Raw genomic sequence first — 21,897 nt, 5'->3', positions numbered from 1 at the left:
ATATGAAAATTTGTCATTTTTTGCATGCCAATAAAGATGCGCTAATTGTGTAATTAGAAGTGACAAGGGAAGGTAAATTGTACTGAAAAAAAGAATGGTGAAACCAGTTCTTATAATTGCACACAAAACAGCCGTTGAAAACGTTAAACGCACATACATCATTAATAAAGATGAGCATATTGTTATAGAAAATAGTGTACAAACTCAAGCCTTCGGAAAATCGTTTTGCCCGCTAACCGTAACAAACCACGCTCTGGATTTTACCTTACCCCCCAGAAGTCATTTTGAAGAGTTGCTTTTTAGAAAAAATCGGTGTAAGCCTAACAACATGTGAGCAAATTGTGCGATGCGGAAATAAATCCAGCATGACGGACTAAAGCCCATACCGTCTCCCTGAATTTAGTTCAGGGTCGCATCTGAGTGAGTCAAACAGTACGTGAGCTACTTGTGAGATCCTGAATCGAGTTCAGCATGACGAGTAAAAACCCATACCGTCTCCCTGAAATTTGTTCAGGGTCGCATCTGAGTGAGCCAATCAGTACGTGAGCAAATTGTGAGATCCTGAATCGAGTTCAGCATGACGGGTAAAAGCCCACCCATACCGTCTCCCTGAATTTAGTTCAGGGTCGCATCTGAGTGAGTCAAACAGTACGTGAGCTACTTGTGAGATGCTGAAATAAATCCAGCATGACGGACTGAAGCCCATACCGTCACCCTGAAATTTGTTCAGGGTCGCATCTGAGTGAGCCTAACAGTACGTGAGCTACTTGTGAGATGCTGAAATAAATCCAGCATGACGTGTATAGACCGTAACGTCAATCTTCAACAAACAACCAGCAACTTTCAACTCATTCTACTCTTCAACAATTAGTTGCTTCCCTTTTACCCAATGCTTAAACTCATCTGTATAATACAAGTAGGCAGTACTGGCCGGAGCTGTATACGTACCCGGAATAATGGTTTTTAAATCTAAATGAATCTCTTTAGTTTCTACTTTGTCAAATTCCTTCCAGTAGAATACCAGGTAATTATCAAACACCTCAACAAAATCGGCCTGCTGTTTTTCAGCTATTTCTTTCAATTGCCAAGGCTCTGCCTGCGTACCACTAGGAATACCAACCACTGCTGTTACCATAGGTAATGGCTCATGAGTAGTATTGGTTACCTGTATATTCATACGTACACTTTCCCCTATTTTGCTCACATCGCTCACCAATTTCGTATTAATGCCCACCTTACATTCTGGTGCCGAATTGGGCACTGTAGCATCCCACAACACCTGCAACTGGTATGGGAAAACAATACTATCATTGCTAAAGGCAACAGAGGCTGTTTGCACACCGTTGGTGATATAAGGTGCCAGACTATCTATAACTATTTTGCCCTCTTTATTAACTTTTAATGAACGTTGAAAAGTATGTCCGTTAATAGTAAGCGCTACGTCTTCCGTTTTAAGCAATTTGCTCTTCGCCTCTTTTGTATATGCTATCAATGCTTTTAGCGCCATACTGGTAGCTTGTGTAGAACCAAACCTGCCATGTTTTCTTTTAGAGACCAAATATGCTATTCCCTTACTTACTAAATACGGGTCGTCTCCTTGTTTTAATAAAGCCATTACGGTAAACGCTGCGGTTTCTACAGAAGCACTACCATAATACGAACGTGTAATGGTATTCTCTACCGGTAAGTGTTCAAACCCATACTCCGTAATACTCGTTTTTAGTCGTTTTAGTAACAAGGCACTTTTGTCTGTTTTCTTCAGGTTGATACTGGCACAAGTTACCAACGCTAATCGGTAGGTATCGTTACTATCCAATGCCTCTTGTATCGCCGTGTTATACTCAAATTCATATTCCGCTACAGGCAATCCACTTTCACTCAGAGCATACACAATATAGGCATTGTTTACCCTATAAGGCGCGGATGAAAAACCATACTTCCCTTTATTTTGTTTAAAACCGCCTTTCCCATCTTTCCTGCTAAGTAAAAACTTCTTGGTACGGGCTAGCATAGCTTCATCTACGCCATTGTATATCTCCTTCATTTCGGTAAATTCCATAAGTCCGTAAGCAGATAACGCTTCATGTGGCGGAGTATCTCCATACCACTCAAATCCATCTTGTTTGGTTTCATACGCTGCCAGTTTTTTGTAACCTTTTTTAATATAATCCAGCGCCTTTTCTTCTATTTCAGGATTGCTTTTACCGGTTTCTCGCAAATATTGTAACACCAACACATTAGGGTAGGTAGTACTGCTCACCTGCTCAAAACACCCGTAAGGTTCTCGCATAATTCCCTCAATACCATCCATTACTGTACCTACTACATCGGTATATACCGTAAATTGTGCCTTTACACTCCCCGGTACTGCATTATCCACTGAAAACTCAAAGCTACGACTATTACTACCCGAGACCGAAGCACTTGTTGGGAAGTACGGACTAATCACTGCTACTTTTTTCTCTAGGGTGTCGGTATATCCTTCTCCTTTAACCGTAATACGTACCACTCCTTCGTCGGTTTTTTGAACTGGTGTTACAGTGGTATATACTACCTGATAACCATTGGCAGCCACCGTATAGTTACTCGGTAACGGAGTCACCAATTGTAACGACTCCGGAAGTTGCACCTCCATCCCTACTGTAATCTCTTTATCTGTGTTATTGGTAAGCGTCACCGGAATTTGTACCTTGTCGTTTAACGCCATATAGGCAGGAGTAACTACAGTAACATTTACTGGTTTCTTTACTCCAAATTTGGTTTCATCTCTACCAATGAGTCCGTTATATCCTATCCCTTCTGTAGTAATTACAAAAGAAGAAATAGCATCTGAGGTATAAAACTCAAAACTCGCCTTTCCATTCGCATCGGTCTGTACTACCGGATTCCAATACAACGTATTTCTAAAGTCTGTTCGTTCTTTGGCTATTTCTTTACTTTCATACACTGGACTATAAAACTGACTAGCCACAGTAAGTGCTGGAGCTCTTAAATAAAGGTTTTTAAATGCATACTTCTGAAATCTTTTGCTATGAAACTTCTTCATACCATACGTCATTCTGTTATACCCATTTTTGGTGTTTATTACAATTACTCCATTTCCTCCTCTAGAACCATATAAGGAAGTAGCATTACTACCGCTTAAAACAGTTATATTATCTATTTCTGAAGGCTCAATGTTACTTATATCTCCAATGGGAGCTCCATCTAAAACATACAAAGGAGCACGGTTCCCGTTTACAGAACCACCCCCTCGAATTCTTATGGTTGTATTTTGGTTCATATCATTTCCATTACCGGTTACCTGAACTCCGGCTACCTTTCTTTGAAGTAAGGAGCTTACATCATCACCTCTTATTTGATCCAGCTCATTACGCGAAACTACCTGTACACATCCCGTTAAATTTGAACTACGCTGTATTCCATACCCAATCACTACTACCTCGTCCAAGGCTTCTGAGTTTGCTTCTAAAGCAGTTGTTAAAACTGCAACAGGAGTATTCACCTTTTCATCTACCTTAGATTGTAAGGGTTTCTGAAGGTGTTTATACTCTATTCCGCTATCTAATTCTTTAGAGGTTTGCTTGTTCTTAGGATTCATATTTCCCATTTCAAGTTTACCTAATTGTATAGCTACTTTTTGCCCCTCATTTGTATACGCCAAAAGTTTAAAAGATCCTGTTTTAAAATGTTTAATTAAAAACGCCCCGTTTTCATCGGTATCAAATACCTCTACCCAATTGGTTTCTAAATCAAATAGTAACAAATGACTTTGAATACCCTTACCGTCAGCATCCACCACTTTGCCGGCTTGTATACTTCTTGAATTAGGGGTGAATTCTGCTGTACTGGTATACACCGGTTTGGTGATATAGTTACGCCACCCGTGAGTAAGCATCACATAATCTAATGCTTTTATAGCCTCCGGTTCTTTAGGGTCAAAATAAAAAGAAGGCTTGTATATCTTCCCATGTAACTCTGAAGAAACCAAGAGATAAGACAAAATATTGTCCTGCTTATCATCGGCATAAGTCACCAGCGCATTATCGGTCACACTAACCGATAAGTTTGCAGGTATGGGTTGGTTAAGACTATCGGTAGTTGTTACGGTAACCTTTACCTTATCGCGTGTTTTATATACTTTTTTGTTAAGCGAAACGCTCACCTTCAACTGGTTAGGTTGATTGTTAAAAAGCAAGCGTTCCGCAATTATGGCATCGGTTATATTCTTTATGGTTATTTTTATGATTCCTGTTGACAGGTCCTTTTTACGAATTTTATAAACTGCCTGATACAGGTTTGTAGCTACCTTTTCTGAAGAAAGCTCCTGATAGGCATCGGCTACTATAACCTGTACCAAACTATATTGATTAGAGAATATTTTAAGTACGTACTCCTGTTCGTTTTCTGTCACATGAAAACGAGTACCGTTGGTTTCAATCTTAGGCAGAGCAATCAACGAGTCTGAAACAAAAGGAGCCGTAATACGAGCAAAGTAGGAAGTGGTTTTTGGCAATAAATCAAAACTGCCCATACCATCATGAAAACTGGTAAAGTGTGTTACAACCGTACCCTTATCATCTACAATATCACCCGATACATCTGCCGGCTTGCCAAATTCATTGACCGCTTTAAAAGCAATGGTGTTTTGAACGCCCAAAATAGCAGTACCACTCTCGGGCAACAACTGTAAATCTATTTTATTTAATGTTACCGGAACACTGCGGGAGATGGCTTCACGACTCCCCTTATAAGGAATCTGAACATTTAGTAGCACATCCGTCGTCTGTAAATCTTTAGGTAACGGAAAATGAATTTGTACCTTACCAGCCGTATCGGTAGTCACTTCTTCACTTATATACACGGCTCCGTCCATCAGCATTTTATAAGTAATCATACGATTGGCTAACGGAGCATTTTCCAAATCGTTGACCTCTAGATTGGCAGTCACCTCAGCACCTTTTCCGTATGCTTTTCTTTCAAAATCGAGTTTCATTAGCAGATTAGGACTTACCACTTTCTGAATCACTACTTCTTTTTCAAAAAAAGCCTCCTCGCTATAATTACGCATCCAATTGGTGTAAGTTCGTATTTTATATACACCACCTACCCAATCTTTATGAATGTAGAAATTACCATAAGCAGCCCCTTGCGAAATGGCGTAATTAAAGGTTTGTACCACACCGCCTTTTGGAGAAATAAGTTCTGCTACCATCACATCGCTTAACTGACTTACCTTTCCTTTTACATTGGTTACATATGACTTAAACCAGATAGTTTCTCCTGGAAAGTACAGTGGCCTATCTGTTTGGGTATATATTTTTTCTAGTAAACTATGCGGTTTGGGATCGTTACTCTTAAACGAAAATATGATGACCAACCCTATTGCGAAAACTATTTTTTTTAGAGACATAAGCTTAGATTTGAAGGTTGAGTTTAATTCCGATTTCCTTTACCAAAGGCATATTAAAATAATGCAAGCCACTACCCGAAGTACTGTTGAATAAAGATGTATACGGAGCTATACCTTTGGTTTTGGTAGCACACCACAAATTGTTGGCATACAAAGACACTTCTAATTTTCGGAAAAAGTGATCATCATAATTTTCACCAAAATCATACGATATACTTACTGTTTTTAGTGTTATGTAAGAGGCATCTGCAATGGCATCTTCTCCAACCCCGGTATAGCCATACCTAACCCAACGGTTTTGTGCAACATCTTGTTCTGCATTGGCAAAAGCAACAGGTACGGTATTAGGAGCTCCTGTAGTGGTTACTCCATCAAAAATATAGTTGGTAATTCCTCTTAAATCTCTAGATTCCTTTGAGCGACCTAAATAGTTTAATACATTATTGGTCCCATTCCAAACATCTCCTCCTTGTTGCCAATCGAGCACAAAATTTAAATTGAAATCTCCCACCTCAAACGTATTATCTAAACTCATGGTAAAGTCGGGAGTTGTATTTCCTATCACTTTCTTCTCCACTGCAACCAACGGAAAACCATCGGTACCAATAACTTTATTTCCTTGTACATCCCGCATGTAAGCAGAACCTACGATACTACCTACTTGCGTACCTTCTATTAAATTTTTAGAAACCTCGGTAAAACCGGCAACAGGCAAGCTTTCCATTCCTCCTGATAATTTGTCAATGGTTGCTGAAGATTTACTAAATGTAAGTCGCGCATCATTGTTAACACCACTACCTATTCTAACATTACTATCTATAGACAAAGTGATTCCATTATTCGTACTGTTGGCAACATTTTTCAATAAAAAACCAGTCCCGTTTTGTACGGGAAAAATGACATCCCTGTGCTTTTCTATATAATAATTAGCAAATAACCATAAATTAATGCTATGAATATTTATTGCTGTACCTATGTCTAATTTATCTATGGTTTCTAAAGAAAGATTATTGGTTAAAAATAAATCGTTTGTTGCTCTATACCCCTGAAAACCTGAAGCACTGTACAAAAGACTATTATGTGCCTGATTAGCATAATACAATGGCATTTCTATAGCATTATGACTAACACCTAGTGAAACTTTTAATTGTCTCAAGAAATAAAGTTCATCAATAAGATTATGTAAATCTACTGTAGCGTCTAGGTAAGGAAGAAATGCTTTATTCCCCTGTACTTTTGAAAACACACTATGGTTCCCCAATTCAATTGATATATCCTCATTATACGTCTCAAATTTCACCTTATTCTTAAGTCTAAAAACTGTGTTATTCAGGTCTTGTTTATTTAAAATACTAACTAGAGGTGTGTGAAATTGTACATCTGCAAACTGACTATTTTCCTGTAAAGCATATGCTAACTTATTATGACTTAAAGATAGACGAGACTCCATTTCTACCCAATGCTTTCTATACTCTTGTAGCGATTTCCCCATTTTTGTTTTATAGGTAATACCAGCTTCTGTATCAAAATTTTTCTCTTTAAAATCTTTACTATACCTATAACCATCTTCAAAACCAACGGTTCCTAAAGGCAATCCAAATCTATTCTCACGATGATTTTGTTGGTAGCTCAACTGTCCATACAATTCTATATTTTCAATCTTCTTGTAGATGCCATCTACATGAGCTACCACCGATTTATGAAATACTCCATTAGCATTGGTATGTAACAACCATAACGGGTTATTATAATTAGCCGGACTAAAACTACGTTGTGTTTCATCTGAAAATATATATCCCTGACTGTTTTGAAACGACACTGGGGTCACCGCGTTAGCCATTATAAGATTGCTGTAAAAACCGTTTACATCCGGTTGATTTAATTTTTCATCAGACACCCTTAAATATGATTGTAACCACTTATACTCATACTGTACTGTACCTTGTAATTCCCTTGAAGTTTCTACCCCAAACAAATCCTCCTGACTTTTTCTTCTGATACTTACAGAGGCATCATGTACATCGTTAGCTACTCTAAATTTTAGATTGTTAGACAATCTTTTACCTGTTGTAAACAGAGTATTTTGGTAGGGCAATAAATTACTCCCAGTACCACCTACTATATTACCATTACTATCATACAGGTTAATTGTATTATCAAACGTTAAACTAGTCACCGAAGGGCCATACGAAAACACCTCATTGTCTTCAGGACCAAAATATTGGTTACTACCATTAGAGAGTCTACCCTGTGCATACGTTGTTTGTAATTGTGGCAATGTATGCTTGGTTATAGATAGCCAAGAGACTGTTCCATTATACGTAATTTCATAGCCAACATTTTCCCGAAAATTGATCACTTTCACTTTTTTATCATCAATCTTAATGTCTTTTATATTTTCTAACTTAGGATAATTGTTTCCTCCAGAATTCGTATACATCAAAGAGATATTCTTTTTTACAAACCCTACTTTTGTAGAATCGGTGGTTTCCTGTAGCATTTGACTATAAGCATCACTCAAAATAGGTTTCACTCTTACACCAGCTACCGTTTGACTATCTCCTTCTAACATTTCAGCAGTCACTGTTGCCTCCCAATCGTTAAACCCTACATAAGAAAATACTAATACATCGCCTACAGCACATTTAATTGTATAATTCCCATCAAAATCGGTACTGGCTCCTATATCGGTTCCTTTTACCTGAATAACACATCCCGGCAGTGGTAGCCCGTCACTATCATTCACCGTTCCTGAAACTATGCCTTCCTGCCCAAAGGATAGGAACCCAGTAAACAAGAGTAGTAAGAGTACAAGAGTATTTATTTTGTTATCATACATGAGTTGGCTAGTTTTAGTTTAAATACTCTGATACTTTTATCAAAGTAGTATGATAAACTTACTTTTAAAGTACGGGTTGTACAATCTAGAATGAGGGAACAGTACTTTTGAGTGCGTGAAAGTACCTTTACAACTATTTTGTATAAACAGAAAAATCCGCTTGACTAAAATCAAGCGGACTCTGTATAGAATTACAAATTACCAACTATATACCCAGTAGAAAAAACACCTATAACAATAGCTAACTTACCAAGCCAACTATTTTTAGGAGTATTCTGTTTAGCTATGGTAAGCTGAGTTGTTGTAATCGTATTATTCTCTTCTAACAACGATAATTGTATTTGTTGATTTTGGATTTTATCCTGAAGTAAGTTTAATTGCAATTGTTGACCTGTCAACAACAATTGTTGATCTGCTACCACCATTGACAGTGAAAGCACCTTTTGTGCATTTCTAATGGCCTGCTTTGCCTGCCAAGTGGTTATTGGAATAGTATCTTGCGAATAGACTGCGGATACTATCAGTATTAGTAATACCGTTAAGCGCTTCTTCATCGGCTGTATCTTTAGCAAGGTAGTGTTGAATTCTTATTTGCAGTTCTGCATTGGCATCCTCTTTAATGACCACCAAAGAATCCAACCTCAATGAAATATCATGTAAACTATCAATCGTTTTCAGGTTTTTCTTTTTAGTAATTTCAGCCTGCTTGTTATACACTTCTAAACTAGCGTTAAGATCCTCATTTTGTTGATTTTGATGTAAGTTATACGCCAACGATGCTAGAAGTAGCATCACTACTAAGACTATACTTATGTAATTTTTCAAGACTATTTATTTTTGCTGTAGTCCCATCTAGCTTTAGTACCGCGAATATCATAATGCACAAAGGTGTCGTACAGACCAAGTCCGCCCTGTTGCATTTGTCCGGTATCTATTAATTGCTCAATGGTTTCTAGAACTCTTTCAGGAGTTTCCCCCGAAACAACAATATCGGCAGCCTTACCTAATTTATGCTGACTACTGGGAGAACCTCCTACCTTCGCATTATGCTCAGGTGATCTATATCCTGAATTTACTTTGATGGGCTTCCCAAAATAATCTCTCAATACTTGTAGATTTTGAGCTACCATTTTTATATTCCCCAAAATATCATTAGACATCTGAGCCCCATCATGGGAATCAAATTCTTCCTTTGAAAAATTTGTTGTTAGTTTCATGATTGTAATTGATTTTTGGTTGACTTAAATTTACTAATAATTTTGGTTAATTTCCGAATCACGTCAAACCCCATTCGTTTAAAATTTTCAAAAACAACCGAATAAAACTCTACTACTATCCAAAAAGCAATTACAATGACCGTTATCGTAAAGTGTGCATCAGAGAATCCTATAGCAAAAGATTTGATAAAGAAAATCTTCTCTACAAAATACGCTAGTAATATAGTTGCCACATAAAGCATAAATTTTACTCCAGATAGTTTCAACTTCTCTGAAGAAATCAAAGGTTCATTCTTAAGTTCCGGATTTATTTTCTCGACCTTTCTCTTTTCTACATGGCTTGCATAAATACCAGTAATAAAATCAAGTATCATCAGCGCAAAAAGAACCTTTAAAGCTCCTTTAGCACTAATTACAATTGGTAGTACTGCCACAGGTGCCATTAATAAGCCTTTCTTAGTAGCAAAAGCCTGGAATACTATTGGTATTTTCATTAATGGTTTTATTAGGTATGTTATAAGGATTGTTTTCATTTTCCTGTTATTAAGTGGTTTCCCATTCTGTTATTCCGAAATACGAATCTCTATTGGCTAGATAAGTAAGAATCGCTAATTGAAAAGCATCAAAAGAATCTATACCAGTAATACTAGCATTTAGCCCCACCATTAACTCATTGAGCTCTGTCTTAGTGAATGTTATTGGCTTTGCTTCAATCTGCTTTTTATTGATCATTGTATCTGTTTCGACTTCTTCTTCATCCAGTTCGTAATCAAACGAATAGCAAACAATTATTGCCGTTACTTTAGAGTTTTCATTACTTATATTCAGGTCTCTAACCGAAACCATTATATATTTTTCCTTAGTCTCCAATTGAGATGCAAGACTTATTTTGTTTGTGCTTTTTATTGATATCATATTAATGTTGCTGTTAAATTGCCTGAACCATCTACATGTATTCTATAATTATTACCATCGTCTCCTTCTACTTTTATACCGTTTGAAAAATTAAGAGCATTGTGTGTTATAGTTACTGTTGACTGACTAACAATAGCATCATAATCAGTCGCTAAACCTCCAATATTAATGGATGGTGTTGTACTCGCTACTGCTGTAATTAGAGCTGTACCATTCCCATTCCCTCTTACCATTGAGTTTTCAATATTAATAGTGCAATATGTATGTGCTTCAATTAAATCAGTACCTGAAGAAATATTTATATATGAATTTTTCATTTCAAAAAAAGTATAAGTATTTTGAGTTCCTGAGGTACTCATTTTCAAATTGATACTATCAATGTTTTCAATAGTCAAATTAATGAATCTTAAATATGAAATTCTGTCTGACCTGCCTTGAAAAATTCCTGAAAAATTAATTAATGTTTTTATAGTTCCGCTAAATGTAATATCGCCTATTTGATTATTAACAAATTGTATACCTCCCGTATTCTTTATTTTTGAATTCATAAATTCTAATCTTGTATTTCTCCCATTTGTATAGGAAAACTTTATAGGTTTACTACCCGTAATATCTCCAATTCTCCACAACTGATTTGATTCAAAAAAATAAACTGAACTTGATTGATTATGTACTAGGTTACCAACTTCTATAATTTTAGCACCTGATAATATACCGGATGACACCCCTTCAGGTATGGTAATAGTTTTTAAACTTAAATTATTTTGAATACCATTAATTGAAGATGTAGTATTTAATACATTTAAATTTTGAATATAACTAGTACCCGACATAAAAACACTTGATGTACTATCTACCTTTATAGAATTAAGATTAATAAGGTTGTAATTATCCTCGCAAATTATTGCACCCCCGGAAGTTCCTGTTCTTACGTTTTTTAAAGAACCCAACGGCATATTCCAATACAAATAATGTTTTTCAGCTGTATTACTTGAATAAACAATATTAGCGTTTGTGTTATTACTTAAATCAACTACGCAAGGAAACGAACTGTATATTTCAAAAGTTATGTTAGGTATTTGGTCTGTTAATGGATATGTGCTTCCGTCTAAAATAACTATTTTAAAAGAATTTGCCGCTGGGTGGTCTGTTGTTAAATCGTAATTTGCAAATATAGCATTCAAAGAATAGTAAGGATTATCAACACTACCTATTTGACCAGTTGTGTCATTTCCGTTTTCACTCAAAAAATATGTGTTAGCCGTATAAGCAACATTTATAATCTTACCTGTAGCTACATCAAAACCAAACCCTTCAAATTTAATTTCACTTCCTGAAAATTGTTCTATACCGTTTTCATCTTGAATAGATACTCCAGAACTATTATCTGGAAAGTCTACAAACCCAACCCCCGTCTCATTATCCGTAACAACCAATGCTTTTCCTGCATTACCTGTGTAATCATTTGGGGTATCTGTTAAACCTATAAAGGTTGAAACTTGTGTTGTGGTAGTGGTTGATCCCGAATCTCCAATAAAGCGTATATAATCAATGTAGGCTTCCATATTTTTTGAAACCAACATTTTGAAGCTAACAATTGAAGTGCCCGACAAACCAGTAATTAAAGACTTTGGAATGGTTACTAACTGATAATCGGTTGTATTGGAGGTGTCAATACTAAAATCCCCATTATAATCTGTGATGTACGGACTTGAATTTCCTAGCTCATCGGCGAACCGAAATGAACATACAAAAACATTGGCAGAATCATAAGATGCAAATTTTATATAAAAAGCAAAAGTATCAAAATCGGATAGTGCTACTCCCGTTGAGTTATTTAGTGTAAAATAACCTGAGTTAGTATTAACACCTACCTTAATGTTATAAGTTCCCTGGTAAGGATCTGTAATGTCATCTGTATTTACATCATTACTAATGTAGCTATCAACATCCCATTCTCCGCCTGACTCTTGTAAGTTTTCTTGATACAAGACATAGGTTGCTACTGATGATGGTTCTGTGGTATTAGCTTCAACCAAAATAAAACTTACTTCTACATATTGTGTCTCGTCGTATTCAGGTTTTGTTGGATTTGCGGAAGGAGCTCCTTCTACTACAATTATGTTTCCATAACCGTCTACCAATACTACATCTATTCTATTAGTAGTAGTATCGGATGCGCTTAAGGTTATTTGTCCGCCTATGGATGACTTCAACAACCCATTGTAATAGTAACTCAACGTACTCACCTCGTAGGTTAGTCCGCTTACCCAAACTACACCTCCATTGATTAATTTACTTCCTGATATTCGGTTCCATAACAGTGAGTTGGACTGATTCAAGGAATCTATATTCAATAGATGTTCCTGACTCATAAATCCCGAACCGGCCTGACTAGCATAAGGAATTTCTACTCCTCCTCCGGTAGAAGAGTTTATGGTTAAACCTGTAGATCCTTCTGCGTATGATAAATTGGTTTCTCCACTTCCTTTGTTTTTTAACCAAAAATTAAATTCATAATTTTCTTTGTCTATGTATCCCGAATCATCTGTAGCAATCAACCAAGCATTAAAAGAGGTAGTGGTGATACCTGGTATTCCTAAATCAAAATGGGCTTCTTTATCATTTAGATAGAGTCTATTTTCCTCTAGCTGTTCTTCGTTGTTTATGTCACTTACAAAATAGTAGGTATCTGAGTTGGTCTTACAAAGTGCAAATGCAGTTGTAAGCACCAAGTCTGATAAATCAGAAGCCACTCCGCTTAGATACCTGTAGGTATCATAAAAGAGTTCTCTTGCTTTAACTGGGGTCGTAGACAATACGGTTCCTGAAGCATCTTTCAAGCTCAAGATTCCATCGTTAAAAACCACTGTTACTCCTTGTGCTAAAAACGGATCGGCAGCAACTGATAAAACTAAATTACCACTACTATCAAAAAACTTAATTTTGTTTCCGTCTACATAACCACTTTTAATACCTCCTGTGGTACTTATCTGAGCGATTAGATTGTCTACTTGTGTCTGAGTGTAATACCTGCTATCGTGGGTATGGTCTGTATCCGATTTGCTATTCTGTAATTCAATAATGGCTAATCTGTTTAGCTCTATCTGCTGGTCGCTAATAGTGGTACCCGATGACTCTACCGAAAACAATACCTCATGAATCACATTAATCACTTCGGAGGTTGTACTATAACTAACTCCATCTACTGAGATATCTGACACATCTGCTAATTGCACCAAAGGCAATTTACTATCGTATATGTTATAAATACGTAAGTGGGTATCGTCTATGTAAAATGGTAAGAAGGTCTTAAAAAACGTATTGCCATTTAAGCTGAATTTAGTAGCCGATATATTTACAAAAGTATAGGTCATTTTACTATATAAGTTTTAAAACTGCCTGTATGTGGTTTACCAGAAGTTTCTTTACATCCTGAATAACTTGGGTAGTCATCCGTATGTTTTTCTACAAACCTTTTCACATCGTCTAGAAGTATATGGGCCTCTTTTTGGTATTTGTAATACATATTTTTACGTTCCTCTAAAGGAACAGGCTCCGAATAATTTGTTTTCTTTATGGTAAATCCATGAGAGGTACTTACATAATTACATTTTAAAATGAAACGTGCATAGGCAAAATATGCTAATACATCTTGCAGACTTCTAAAATAATAGGTTCGATTCTCAAAGGTGTAGGTTCCTCCTTCTAGCAGTAATTGCCAAATATCACCATCTTCCTTGTTGGTGATCAGGTCTGCATAAAAAGCTTCGCACAGTAAAGGTCTTAAATCAAAATCTTGCGCTTCTCTTATAAACACGTCAAATTCAGCATCATTATACCCTATAGCTACCTGAAGCACCTCAGCTACCTTGGTTTTATTGGTTAATAGTTCCATCTTCCAGTAAGGCATATTGTTTAATCGTCCAATTATTATCGGGATTTAAATCCGATTTATAATTGTGAAATAACTCCGCAAACAGGCGTTCTACCTTTGCTCTATCTTTAGCAGTTAAGGCATTATATACCGACTGTGCTTTGATTAAATCTTCACCACTGGTATTGCCTAATTTACCGGCAACATAATCAATTAACTGAGGCGGAATATTTCTGAATGCCTTTCGGATAAAGTTACTGCTACTGCTTTCAAAGTGGGCATACTTATCAGCATTTACATCGTTTTTGATGGTATCGAATTTAAAATTTCCGGCACTTTCCTTTTCGTCATCCCAGTCGTCTTTAATAATGAGTTTGGAACTGGCATTATCTACGCCAGATAACTCTTCTATATTTTTAATAAACTCACGTTCGTCTTCTTCACTCGGAAACTCACGGTGACGTATATAAGTGATATCTTCAAAGCTACGTTGAACGGTACCTTTGTAGTACAATCCCATATGGTATTCTACTTCGGCAAAACTCAAGGCACGGTCTATTAATGGAGTCGGATAGGTATATTTATAGTTCATCTTAAAGAAATATACCTGTCCTTTATAATTTTCCCAACCACTGTCTCTGTCTACTTGCTGTTCAATAATATCGGCATTGGGATTATAGCTATCGTACACATCTACCTCATCGGCTTTCAGATATTTTCCCCACCCATTCGGACTCACAACTATTTTTCCACTATATTGTTCATCGTCTTTTTTTCCTACTCTACACAATTCATACGGCAATACTTTAAAAGCATCTTTTTGATAATTGGCATTATAGCCTACCCAAACAAAAGCACCTTGATGTCGGGCTATGCTCTCGCCTATTTCTTCCAACAAATCATTAGGTGTGCGCTTTTGCCAACGTACTTCACTCAGGTTTTCCGTAGCCATCGCTATCTCAAATCCACCTCCTACCAGAAACGACTGATAGGTATCGGCACATTGTGCCGCTGTGGGCGATAAATCTATACAATTTTCGGTCATTAACGGTTTTAGATTGTCTTCCCCATTAAAAATGATTCCGAAACGTTTGTTATAGATATCCTGCTTTTCCTTTTTGTAAGCCCTTGGTATTCTAGACTTCATATTCAAGGATTTTTTCTACTTTGAATTATCGTTATTGAATTATTTTCTGAATCATTTTCACTAAAATCGTTGTCCTATTTTTATGCTACTACATAGCTTTCTTTCATGGTTTCTATACTAGTTATCAAGTCTTTTTTACTTCTTCCTTTGGCCTCTGGGAACATCGTTCTCAGTTCGGTCATAGTATAGTCTTCTAGGGTTATTTCTTTGTCTTCTTGTACGGTGGTGGTATCTTTTAGCAAGGTTTCTATATCCTTTGGCAACTTGCTAAACAATACTTTTCTATTCGGATTCTTTTTTAAAAAAGCAATAGCTACCTCATCAGTTAGGTTTGCATTACTGTAGGCCTCGTTACTTCCGGGCTTTACAATAATAGATCTATCTTTTAGTACAAAATTTGTGGTATGGGTCTCCTCAGTCATGGTCTCCTCTTTTGTATAGTTCTTAATTCGTCTAATATAACCGGCTACTTTTACCGGACAACCTGTACATACTTCTCCAAACAATTGGTAGTATGTATCAAAAACAAGCTTCAGGTGTTGTTTTACCAACACCTCTGAAGCTGTATTTTGTATGAATTCAATAGCATCCATTACACTACTTCGTTAGCTGTAATCCAAGCTTCCGTTTCCTCTAAATCGGTAGACTGAGTAGCAGCGGTCATCATAAAGATTTTTTTACCGGTACTTTCTTCTTCACCTTCTTGTGTTGCTACCGTTAGTGTTGTGGTACCACTATTTTCTGAGGCATTCCACGTATCTTCGGTTACTAACATACCCGACTCTAAGCCTAGTACGTGGTAACTTAATTCTCCACTAACCCCTGAGTCTACGGTTTGAATAAGCGTACAAACTCTACCGCCATTTACCAATTCCTGGATACGTTCAGATTCCTCATCTCCTCGATACATCACTGTAAAGCTATCGGTATGTACATACCCATTTCCGAAGTCGAGTACAGATAAAGCATGATTAGCCGAACTTGTTTTGTTATTTCCTTCTGCCGGATATAAGTATGTTCCGGTTTTAAGTACTAAAGCTTCCACTTTGGTACCCGAATTAGACGTAGTTGTAGCTACACGGTCTATATCTTCCCAGTTGAAGTACCATTTTTTTACAATTCCTTGTTTTGGTTTATGTCCGCACTGACGTACAAACTTCCCTGATAATTTAGCATCACAAACTGCCATTCTATTGTATGTTTTAAAGCCTCATTCCGGTATCGATATACGGTTTGAGGCCGTGATTTTTATTATTTAGAAGTATTAAGATTCCCAAATCGGGAAAAGAAGAATATGTTAAAACGCTGCTTTTAAAGCATACGGATTAACCATTTTAAAGTCTAACATATAGTTCCCTTTAATCCAGAAAGTTTCTTCGCTTCCTCCTATGTATTCAAAGGTTAGGTTTTCTAAGGCTGCGGCATCATCTATCCCTACTTGTAAAAATTCTTTACGAGTAAATAAAGCAAAGTGAGGTAAATGAATGGTTGCTGGATCTCCAATGGTAAAGTCATTTGCTCTCCAACGGTCATAATTTACTAATGGCAATACCTTTTCACCATCTACCGAAGCATCTTTAACACCTTTTAAGGTATCGTCTATATTGCTTTGTACACCGTACCCGTTGGCGCGTTTAATCCATTTAGTATAGTTTTTAAACAAACGGTTAGATGATAATAATACATCCCCATCAAAATCGTACTGATCGGTTAAGCCCTCGTAAATACCCAATGCATATTCGCTACCCAAATCATACTGATCTGCAACAGTAGTAGCCGCGTTTTTGTCTAACGCCACAAACTTGTCTGCAAACTCAGGTAATGTTTTTAAATACTGTAACGTAGGTATCAACCCTTTATCAATGGTATTGTAGTACTGAGCATAAGTAGCCTCATCGGTTAAGATATCCTGATTCTCAATATCAGCATCGGCCATTAATACCATACGCTGTAAATCTAGCTGCATTGCTTTTACTATTAAGTCCTGTAAAAACAATCCTAACTCAGTTTGCCCAATATCTTTAACGGCATAGCCATTTGCTAACGCCCATTGGGTAAAGTGTCCCATAAAGTCATCATAACAGTACGATACTTTTACCTCTTGTAACTTCGGATTCCAGGTTTGAGTAAAGGCCGGAAAACTAGGAGAAATACCGGCTCCTCCACATCCTTGTGAAGCCGTTGTAATATATTCGAACCCTTTCATTGCAGCAACTTGCTGTCCACCTTTAATACCTGGTACAATAGTAAAAAAGTTATCGGTTGGCTGATAAAATAAATCGTTTTTTATAATATCTCGGGAATCCTGAATAAATCGTTCATCCGTTGCCAATTCCTGAAACGCGCTTTTTAATTCCATATGTGTAATTTAATTTATGTCTTTTGTTGACTGTAAGAAGTATTTTTAAAGAAGATTTCAAGGTAGCCCCTACCCCCCAAAGGGGAATTTCACAAATTCATAATCCAAAACTCTGAATGATGAATTTTAAATGATGCTTATTTAGTTGAAAGTTGCTTGTTAATGGGTTGTCTGATTATTCAAAGTTTAAGGTTACTTACTCAAATGAGACCCTGAACTAAATTCAGGATGACGTGTTAGACGGTTATCGTCATTCTGAACACGATTCAGAATCGCACTAGTAGCTCACGTACTGATGGGCTCACTCTGATGAGACCCTGAACAAATTTCAGGGTGACGGTATGTGGGCTTCAGTCCGTCATTCTGAACGCGATTCAGAATCGCACAAGTAGCTCACGTACTGATCTCACTCTGATGAGACCCTCAACTAAATTCACGGTGACGTAGTGCAAGTATTCTAACAACGGGCAACCATCAACTTTCAACCAATGCCCTAGCTCCCTTTCTGCTCTCTAATTTCTTTAACTCTATCAGGGTCGTAACCCGAACCAAATTTGTTCTTTTTACCCTTATACGGATCCGCATAATAATCGGGTGATACAGAGCGTACATTTTTAGACAACGTATTTAAACGATGATCAAAAGAAGAAGCTACCAACTGAATGGCATCCTGATTTTCTTTCAGCCCCTTACGGTACTGTTTCTGAAAGCTACGCAACGAACGTGCTAAGCTGTTAACACTCTGCATTACCTGTTCAATAGTAGCCTCTTCCCCTTCAGGGGCTTCTTCAGCTTCTTTAATTTCGGTAATTGCACCTTCTTCAATTACCCAAACACTACCGTCTTTTAGGGTCAGTTCGCCATCGGCTACAGGATTGCCTGTTTCATCAATCACCGGATCCCCTTCGGCAGGAGCCTCGGCATCGGTTACTACGGTAACCACCTCGCCTGTGGCAGTGGTTACATCAATGTCAAAGTGGTTTGGTTTGCCAAACTGTTTTCGCATTTTCTCTAAAAAATTCATATTAATTCGCTGTTTATATTGCTTAAGATAGTCGGCATACCTGCTAAAAAAATCGTCTACTACAGCAGGATTGCCCTGAATTACCGAGAATATTGCGGGGTGTTCATCTAAAAAACGGGTCACCACCAACCCTAAGTCGCCCGACTCACTAAAGAGGGTTTCCGTAGCCGCCGGATCGTCTACCAAATCACTTGCCAAAAAGCTTTGCAATATGTGTGAGTTATAGGTTTTATCTTTTACTACTTCCTGTACCTCTTCGCTCATTACCACAATAGAGTTGCCAAACATATCGGGGTTATTGGTAGCCATATCCAGCACATACTCCCACATGGTAATGCCTTTGCCTTCTACTTCGGTTTTTTGAGCAATAGGGTCTAAATACAAATCGGCTAGTACCTTGCTGCCTTTTTTTCTAAAATTATGGTACCGCCCAATAAAACTACCCAACGAGGTAGCACACATATTGGGGTGCCCAAACCTACTCTTTACCCCTTGAGTTTGCTCATTGCCCTTGCTTACAATAGCCTCTAAAAATTGGGTATTAAAGTAACTACCGTTTTTGTTTACACCCTCTTGTACAATCACCACATTTTTTACAATGCCGTTTTTGGGGTCTACATTCAGGTGTGTAGTTCCTGTTCTTGTTACGTTTGATTTAAAATGTTGCTTAGGCATTCTCGTTGTTTTTATTTGATACCCCAAAAATACCATGAACAGTAGCTATGTTGTAGGTTGTAAAAACAACCTAACAATTGAGTACCCAAACCCCCTAACCCCCAACGGGGAATGCTTACTCAGATTGGGGATTTAGTTGACAGTTGATAGCCCCCGTAAATTCGAGTGAATTTCTTTAGAATAGGTCAGGTCATTCTGAACTAAATTCAAGGAAGCCAGTTTTACCCATTAAGAATTTAAATAATGCCTTTACCATAATTGAGATTAACTACTTCGGGGCAAGCCCGCGAAGTAGTTTACTTTGGTAAGTATAGATTATACACCCTTACTGTTTTAACCGTGCCCGTGTTGCCAATACAAAAAAGGTAATGAGTATCACACTCAAAATACGCTCTAATGACATTGCTACTTTTAATTTTGGTACCTCTAACGAACCCGACAACGGAAAGGCTGCAAAAAAGCTCTCTTTCATGCTGGTTTGAAATGGGTGCGTATAATTGTGCATTGCTTCATAATACCCAAAATAGTACCCTAACGCAAACCCCAACCAAACCACCAACAACCACAACAACGGTTTAGACAAACTTTGCTGATACCCCGAAAATGTACCGTGTATTCTAACAATCAAAAGGTTAATGAGTAACCAACATTTTCGCCATGGATTTTCTATAAACTTATACCAAATGGCTTTACGCCTCATAACCATTTCGGAACGGTAGGCATCACCGGCAGTAGCCCAGTCTTTATTAATTATACGATTGGTTTTTAGCTGGCGGTAGGTAACCTCCATCATCTTATAATGGGCTAGTTTTAATGCTTGTTCTCCTTTTTCTTCGGGTATTTCTTTTGTTGCTTTTATTACAGCTTCTAGCTTTGTTTGCAGTGCATCAAGTTCTTTCTGGGTTACTGATGGTTGTTGTTTTAAAATATCTTGTTGTTCTGCTAGCTGCTGTTCTATTTCTTTAAGTCTTTCCGTTTGCCGCGCTGCATCTTCTTCATCACTTTTTTTGTAATCTTTCAAGCTGGTTTCAGTAATACATTCATTACTTAATAACAAGCGGTTATTGGTATCTTCTTTAGGAAAAGTACAATTACCAATTTTTATATGGGTAAGCTCGCAATCTACAAACTGTATATGGTCAAAAGCAACATTTAAAAACACCATTTTTTCAGTACACATTACCTGTTCAAAACGTATACGCGGGGTATGTGGTTTTGTTGGCGTAAACAAGTGTAAGTTTTTAAACGAGCTGATATGCTCCTCCGAAAAATCGGTATCGTAAAAATGTAAAAACCCTTCGGCAACACAATAAATAGCAGTAAAAAAAAGTTTTCCTTTAAAGGAAGTTCTAGTAAAGTATGTATTTCCAGAAAAGGAGGCATTACTAAAGTACGCTTCACCGGAAAAAGAAGCACCACTAAAGTACGCACCACCAGAAAAAGAAGCATAACTAAAGTCCGCTTCACCGGAAAAGGAGGCATCCATAAAGTCCACTTCACCGGAAAAGGAGACATCCCAAAAGCTCGTACCACCAAAAAAGGAGGCACTCCTAAAGTTCGCTTTACCGAAAAAGGAGGCATCATTAAAGTTCCCATTACCGGAAAAGGAAGCATCCCAAAAATTCGCTTTACCGGAAAAGGAAGCATCCCAAAAATTCGCTTCACCGGAAAAGGAGGCTTCACTAAAGTACGCTTCACCGGAAAAGGAGGCATACCTAAAGTCCACTTCACCGGAAAAGGAGGAACTAACAAACCCCGCTTTATCGGAAAAGGAAGCATACCTAAAGTCCACTTCACCGGAAAAGGAGGCTTCACTAAAGTACGCTTCACCGGAAAAGGAGGAACTAACAAAACTCGCTTCACCGGAAAAGTAGACATTCATAAAGTACGCTTCACCGGAAAAGGAGGCATACCTAAAGTTCGCTTTACCGGAAAAGGAGGCTTCACTAAAGTACGCTTCACCGGAAAAGGAGGCTTGCCTAAAATTTACAGCTTCCGGAAATTCTCGTTTTTCGGTTGTTAACCAAAAAGTGGCCTTCACATGTATAAATTCCGGAAAAACAAATTCACTAAAATCATAATCATTTTTTGCCATTTTTTCTTGGCGCAGGGTTTCCCAAAAGTGAGTGGTTTTATTTTCATCCCATGTTTTGTAGCCTTTTTCATCTTGGGTATACCAGTCTGTTTTTTCACCATAAAACAGCTTATATAACGGGTTGGTTGGTGAGTAGCTATTTTTATCCATTGGTAGTTTGGTTATTTACACAGTAACGTTTTGGTTTAAATATAATTTTTTTTAAGGCTAAAACCTAGTTTAAATTAGGTTTTAGCCTTAAAAATTAATCTCTCCCCAGTTTTAAGTCGATATACTTTTCCCTATTGGAGCTGATGCCTTCTTGGTTGGCAATGACCTTGTATTTACAGTAGAAAC

General features: G+C 37.4%; 15 protein-coding genes. All 15 read right to left on the bottom strand.

Going from position 1 to position 21,897, the window contains the following annotated elements; translation table 11 throughout:
• Window positions 1-853 precede the first annotated feature (853 nt).
• Window positions 854-5,413, bottom strand: coding sequence for a TonB-dependent receptor plug domain-containing protein (locus NBRC110019_RS10720; protein WP_281754737.1), 4,560 nt, complete (start codon window positions 5,411-5,413; stop codon window positions 854-856).
• 4 nt (window positions 5,414-5,417) lie between these two features.
• The gene (locus NBRC110019_RS10715; protein ID WP_281754735.1) at window positions 5,418-8,252 is read right to left on the bottom strand and encodes a carboxypeptidase-like regulatory domain-containing protein; all 2,835 of its coding nucleotides are present in this window, start codon (window positions 8,250-8,252) and stop codon (window positions 5,418-5,420) included.
• Between the two features lie 191 nt (window positions 8,253-8,443).
• On the bottom strand, window positions 8,444-8,806 hold the full coding sequence (locus NBRC110019_RS10710; RefSeq protein WP_281754734.1) for a hypothetical protein: 363 nt from the start codon (window positions 8,804-8,806) through the stop codon (window positions 8,444-8,446).
• Window positions 8,706-9,044, bottom strand: coding sequence for a hypothetical protein (locus NBRC110019_RS10705; protein ID WP_281754732.1), 339 nt, complete (start codon window positions 9,042-9,044; stop codon window positions 8,706-8,708). Before NBRC110019_RS10705 ends, NBRC110019_RS10710 begins: the two co-directional genes overlap by 101 nt.
• 35 nt (window positions 9,045-9,079) lie before the next feature.
• Complete coding sequence (locus NBRC110019_RS10700) at window positions 9,080-9,469, bottom strand: D-Ala-D-Ala carboxypeptidase family metallohydrolase (protein WP_281754730.1); 390 nt, start codon at window positions 9,467-9,469, stop codon at window positions 9,080-9,082.
• Entirely contained in the window at window positions 9,466-9,963 is a 498-nt protein-coding gene (locus NBRC110019_RS10695; RefSeq protein ID WP_281754728.1) for a phage holin family protein, read from the bottom strand. Before NBRC110019_RS10695 ends, NBRC110019_RS10700 begins: the two co-directional genes overlap by 4 nt.
• Window positions 9,964-10,012: 49 nt before the next feature.
• Window positions 10,013-10,384 carry a hypothetical protein gene (locus tag NBRC110019_RS10690; RefSeq protein ID WP_281754726.1) on the bottom strand — a complete coding sequence of 124 codons (372 nt, stop codon included), beginning with the start codon at window positions 10,382-10,384 and terminating at the stop codon, window positions 10,013-10,015.
• Complete coding sequence (locus NBRC110019_RS10685; RefSeq protein WP_281754725.1) at window positions 10,381-13,761, bottom strand: hypothetical protein; 3,381 nt, start codon at window positions 13,759-13,761, stop codon at window positions 10,381-10,383. Before NBRC110019_RS10685 ends, NBRC110019_RS10690 begins: the two co-directional genes overlap by 4 nt.
• Complete coding sequence (locus NBRC110019_RS10680) at window positions 13,758-14,282, bottom strand: DUF6712 family protein (RefSeq protein ID WP_281754724.1); 525 nt, start codon at window positions 14,280-14,282, stop codon at window positions 13,758-13,760. Before NBRC110019_RS10680 ends, NBRC110019_RS10685 begins: the two co-directional genes overlap by 4 nt.
• Window positions 14,263-15,408, bottom strand: a complete 1,146-nt coding sequence (locus NBRC110019_RS10675) for a hypothetical protein (RefSeq protein ID WP_281754723.1) — start codon at window positions 15,406-15,408, stop codon at window positions 14,263-14,265. The genes NBRC110019_RS10680 and NBRC110019_RS10675 overlap by 20 nt, the downstream gene beginning before the upstream one ends.
• A gap of 80 nt (window positions 15,409-15,488) precedes the next feature.
• Entirely contained in the window at window positions 15,489-16,001 is a 513-nt protein-coding gene (locus NBRC110019_RS10670) for a hypothetical protein (RefSeq protein WP_281754722.1), read from the bottom strand.
• Window positions 16,001-16,597 (bottom strand): hypothetical protein, encoded by a 597-nt coding sequence (locus NBRC110019_RS10665; RefSeq protein ID WP_281754721.1) that lies wholly within the window; start codon window positions 16,595-16,597, stop codon window positions 16,001-16,003. Before NBRC110019_RS10665 ends, NBRC110019_RS10670 begins: the two co-directional genes overlap by 1 nt.
• Window positions 16,598-16,705: 108 nt before the next feature.
• Entirely contained in the window at window positions 16,706-17,767 is a 1,062-nt protein-coding gene (locus NBRC110019_RS10660; protein ID WP_281754719.1) for a hypothetical protein, read from the bottom strand.
• A 493-nt stretch (window positions 17,768-18,260) separates the two neighbouring features.
• Window positions 18,261-19,466, bottom strand: coding sequence for a hypothetical protein (locus NBRC110019_RS10655; RefSeq protein WP_281754717.1), 1,206 nt, complete (start codon window positions 19,464-19,466; stop codon window positions 18,261-18,263).
• A 325-nt stretch (window positions 19,467-19,791) separates the two neighbouring features.
• Complete coding sequence (locus NBRC110019_RS10650; RefSeq protein ID WP_281754715.1) at window positions 19,792-21,711, bottom strand: pentapeptide repeat-containing protein; 1,920 nt, start codon at window positions 21,709-21,711, stop codon at window positions 19,792-19,794.
• Window positions 21,712-21,897: the final 186 nt, after the last annotated feature.

The sequence above is a fragment of the Neptunitalea chrysea genome (genome assembly GCF_027924145.1).
GTDB classification, from domain to species: domain Bacteria; phylum Bacteroidota; class Bacteroidia; order Flavobacteriales; family Flavobacteriaceae; genus Neptunitalea; species Neptunitalea chrysea.
The sequence above is the reverse complement of the archived record's forward strand: the minus strand, read 5'-3'. Positions and strand labels throughout refer to the sequence as shown.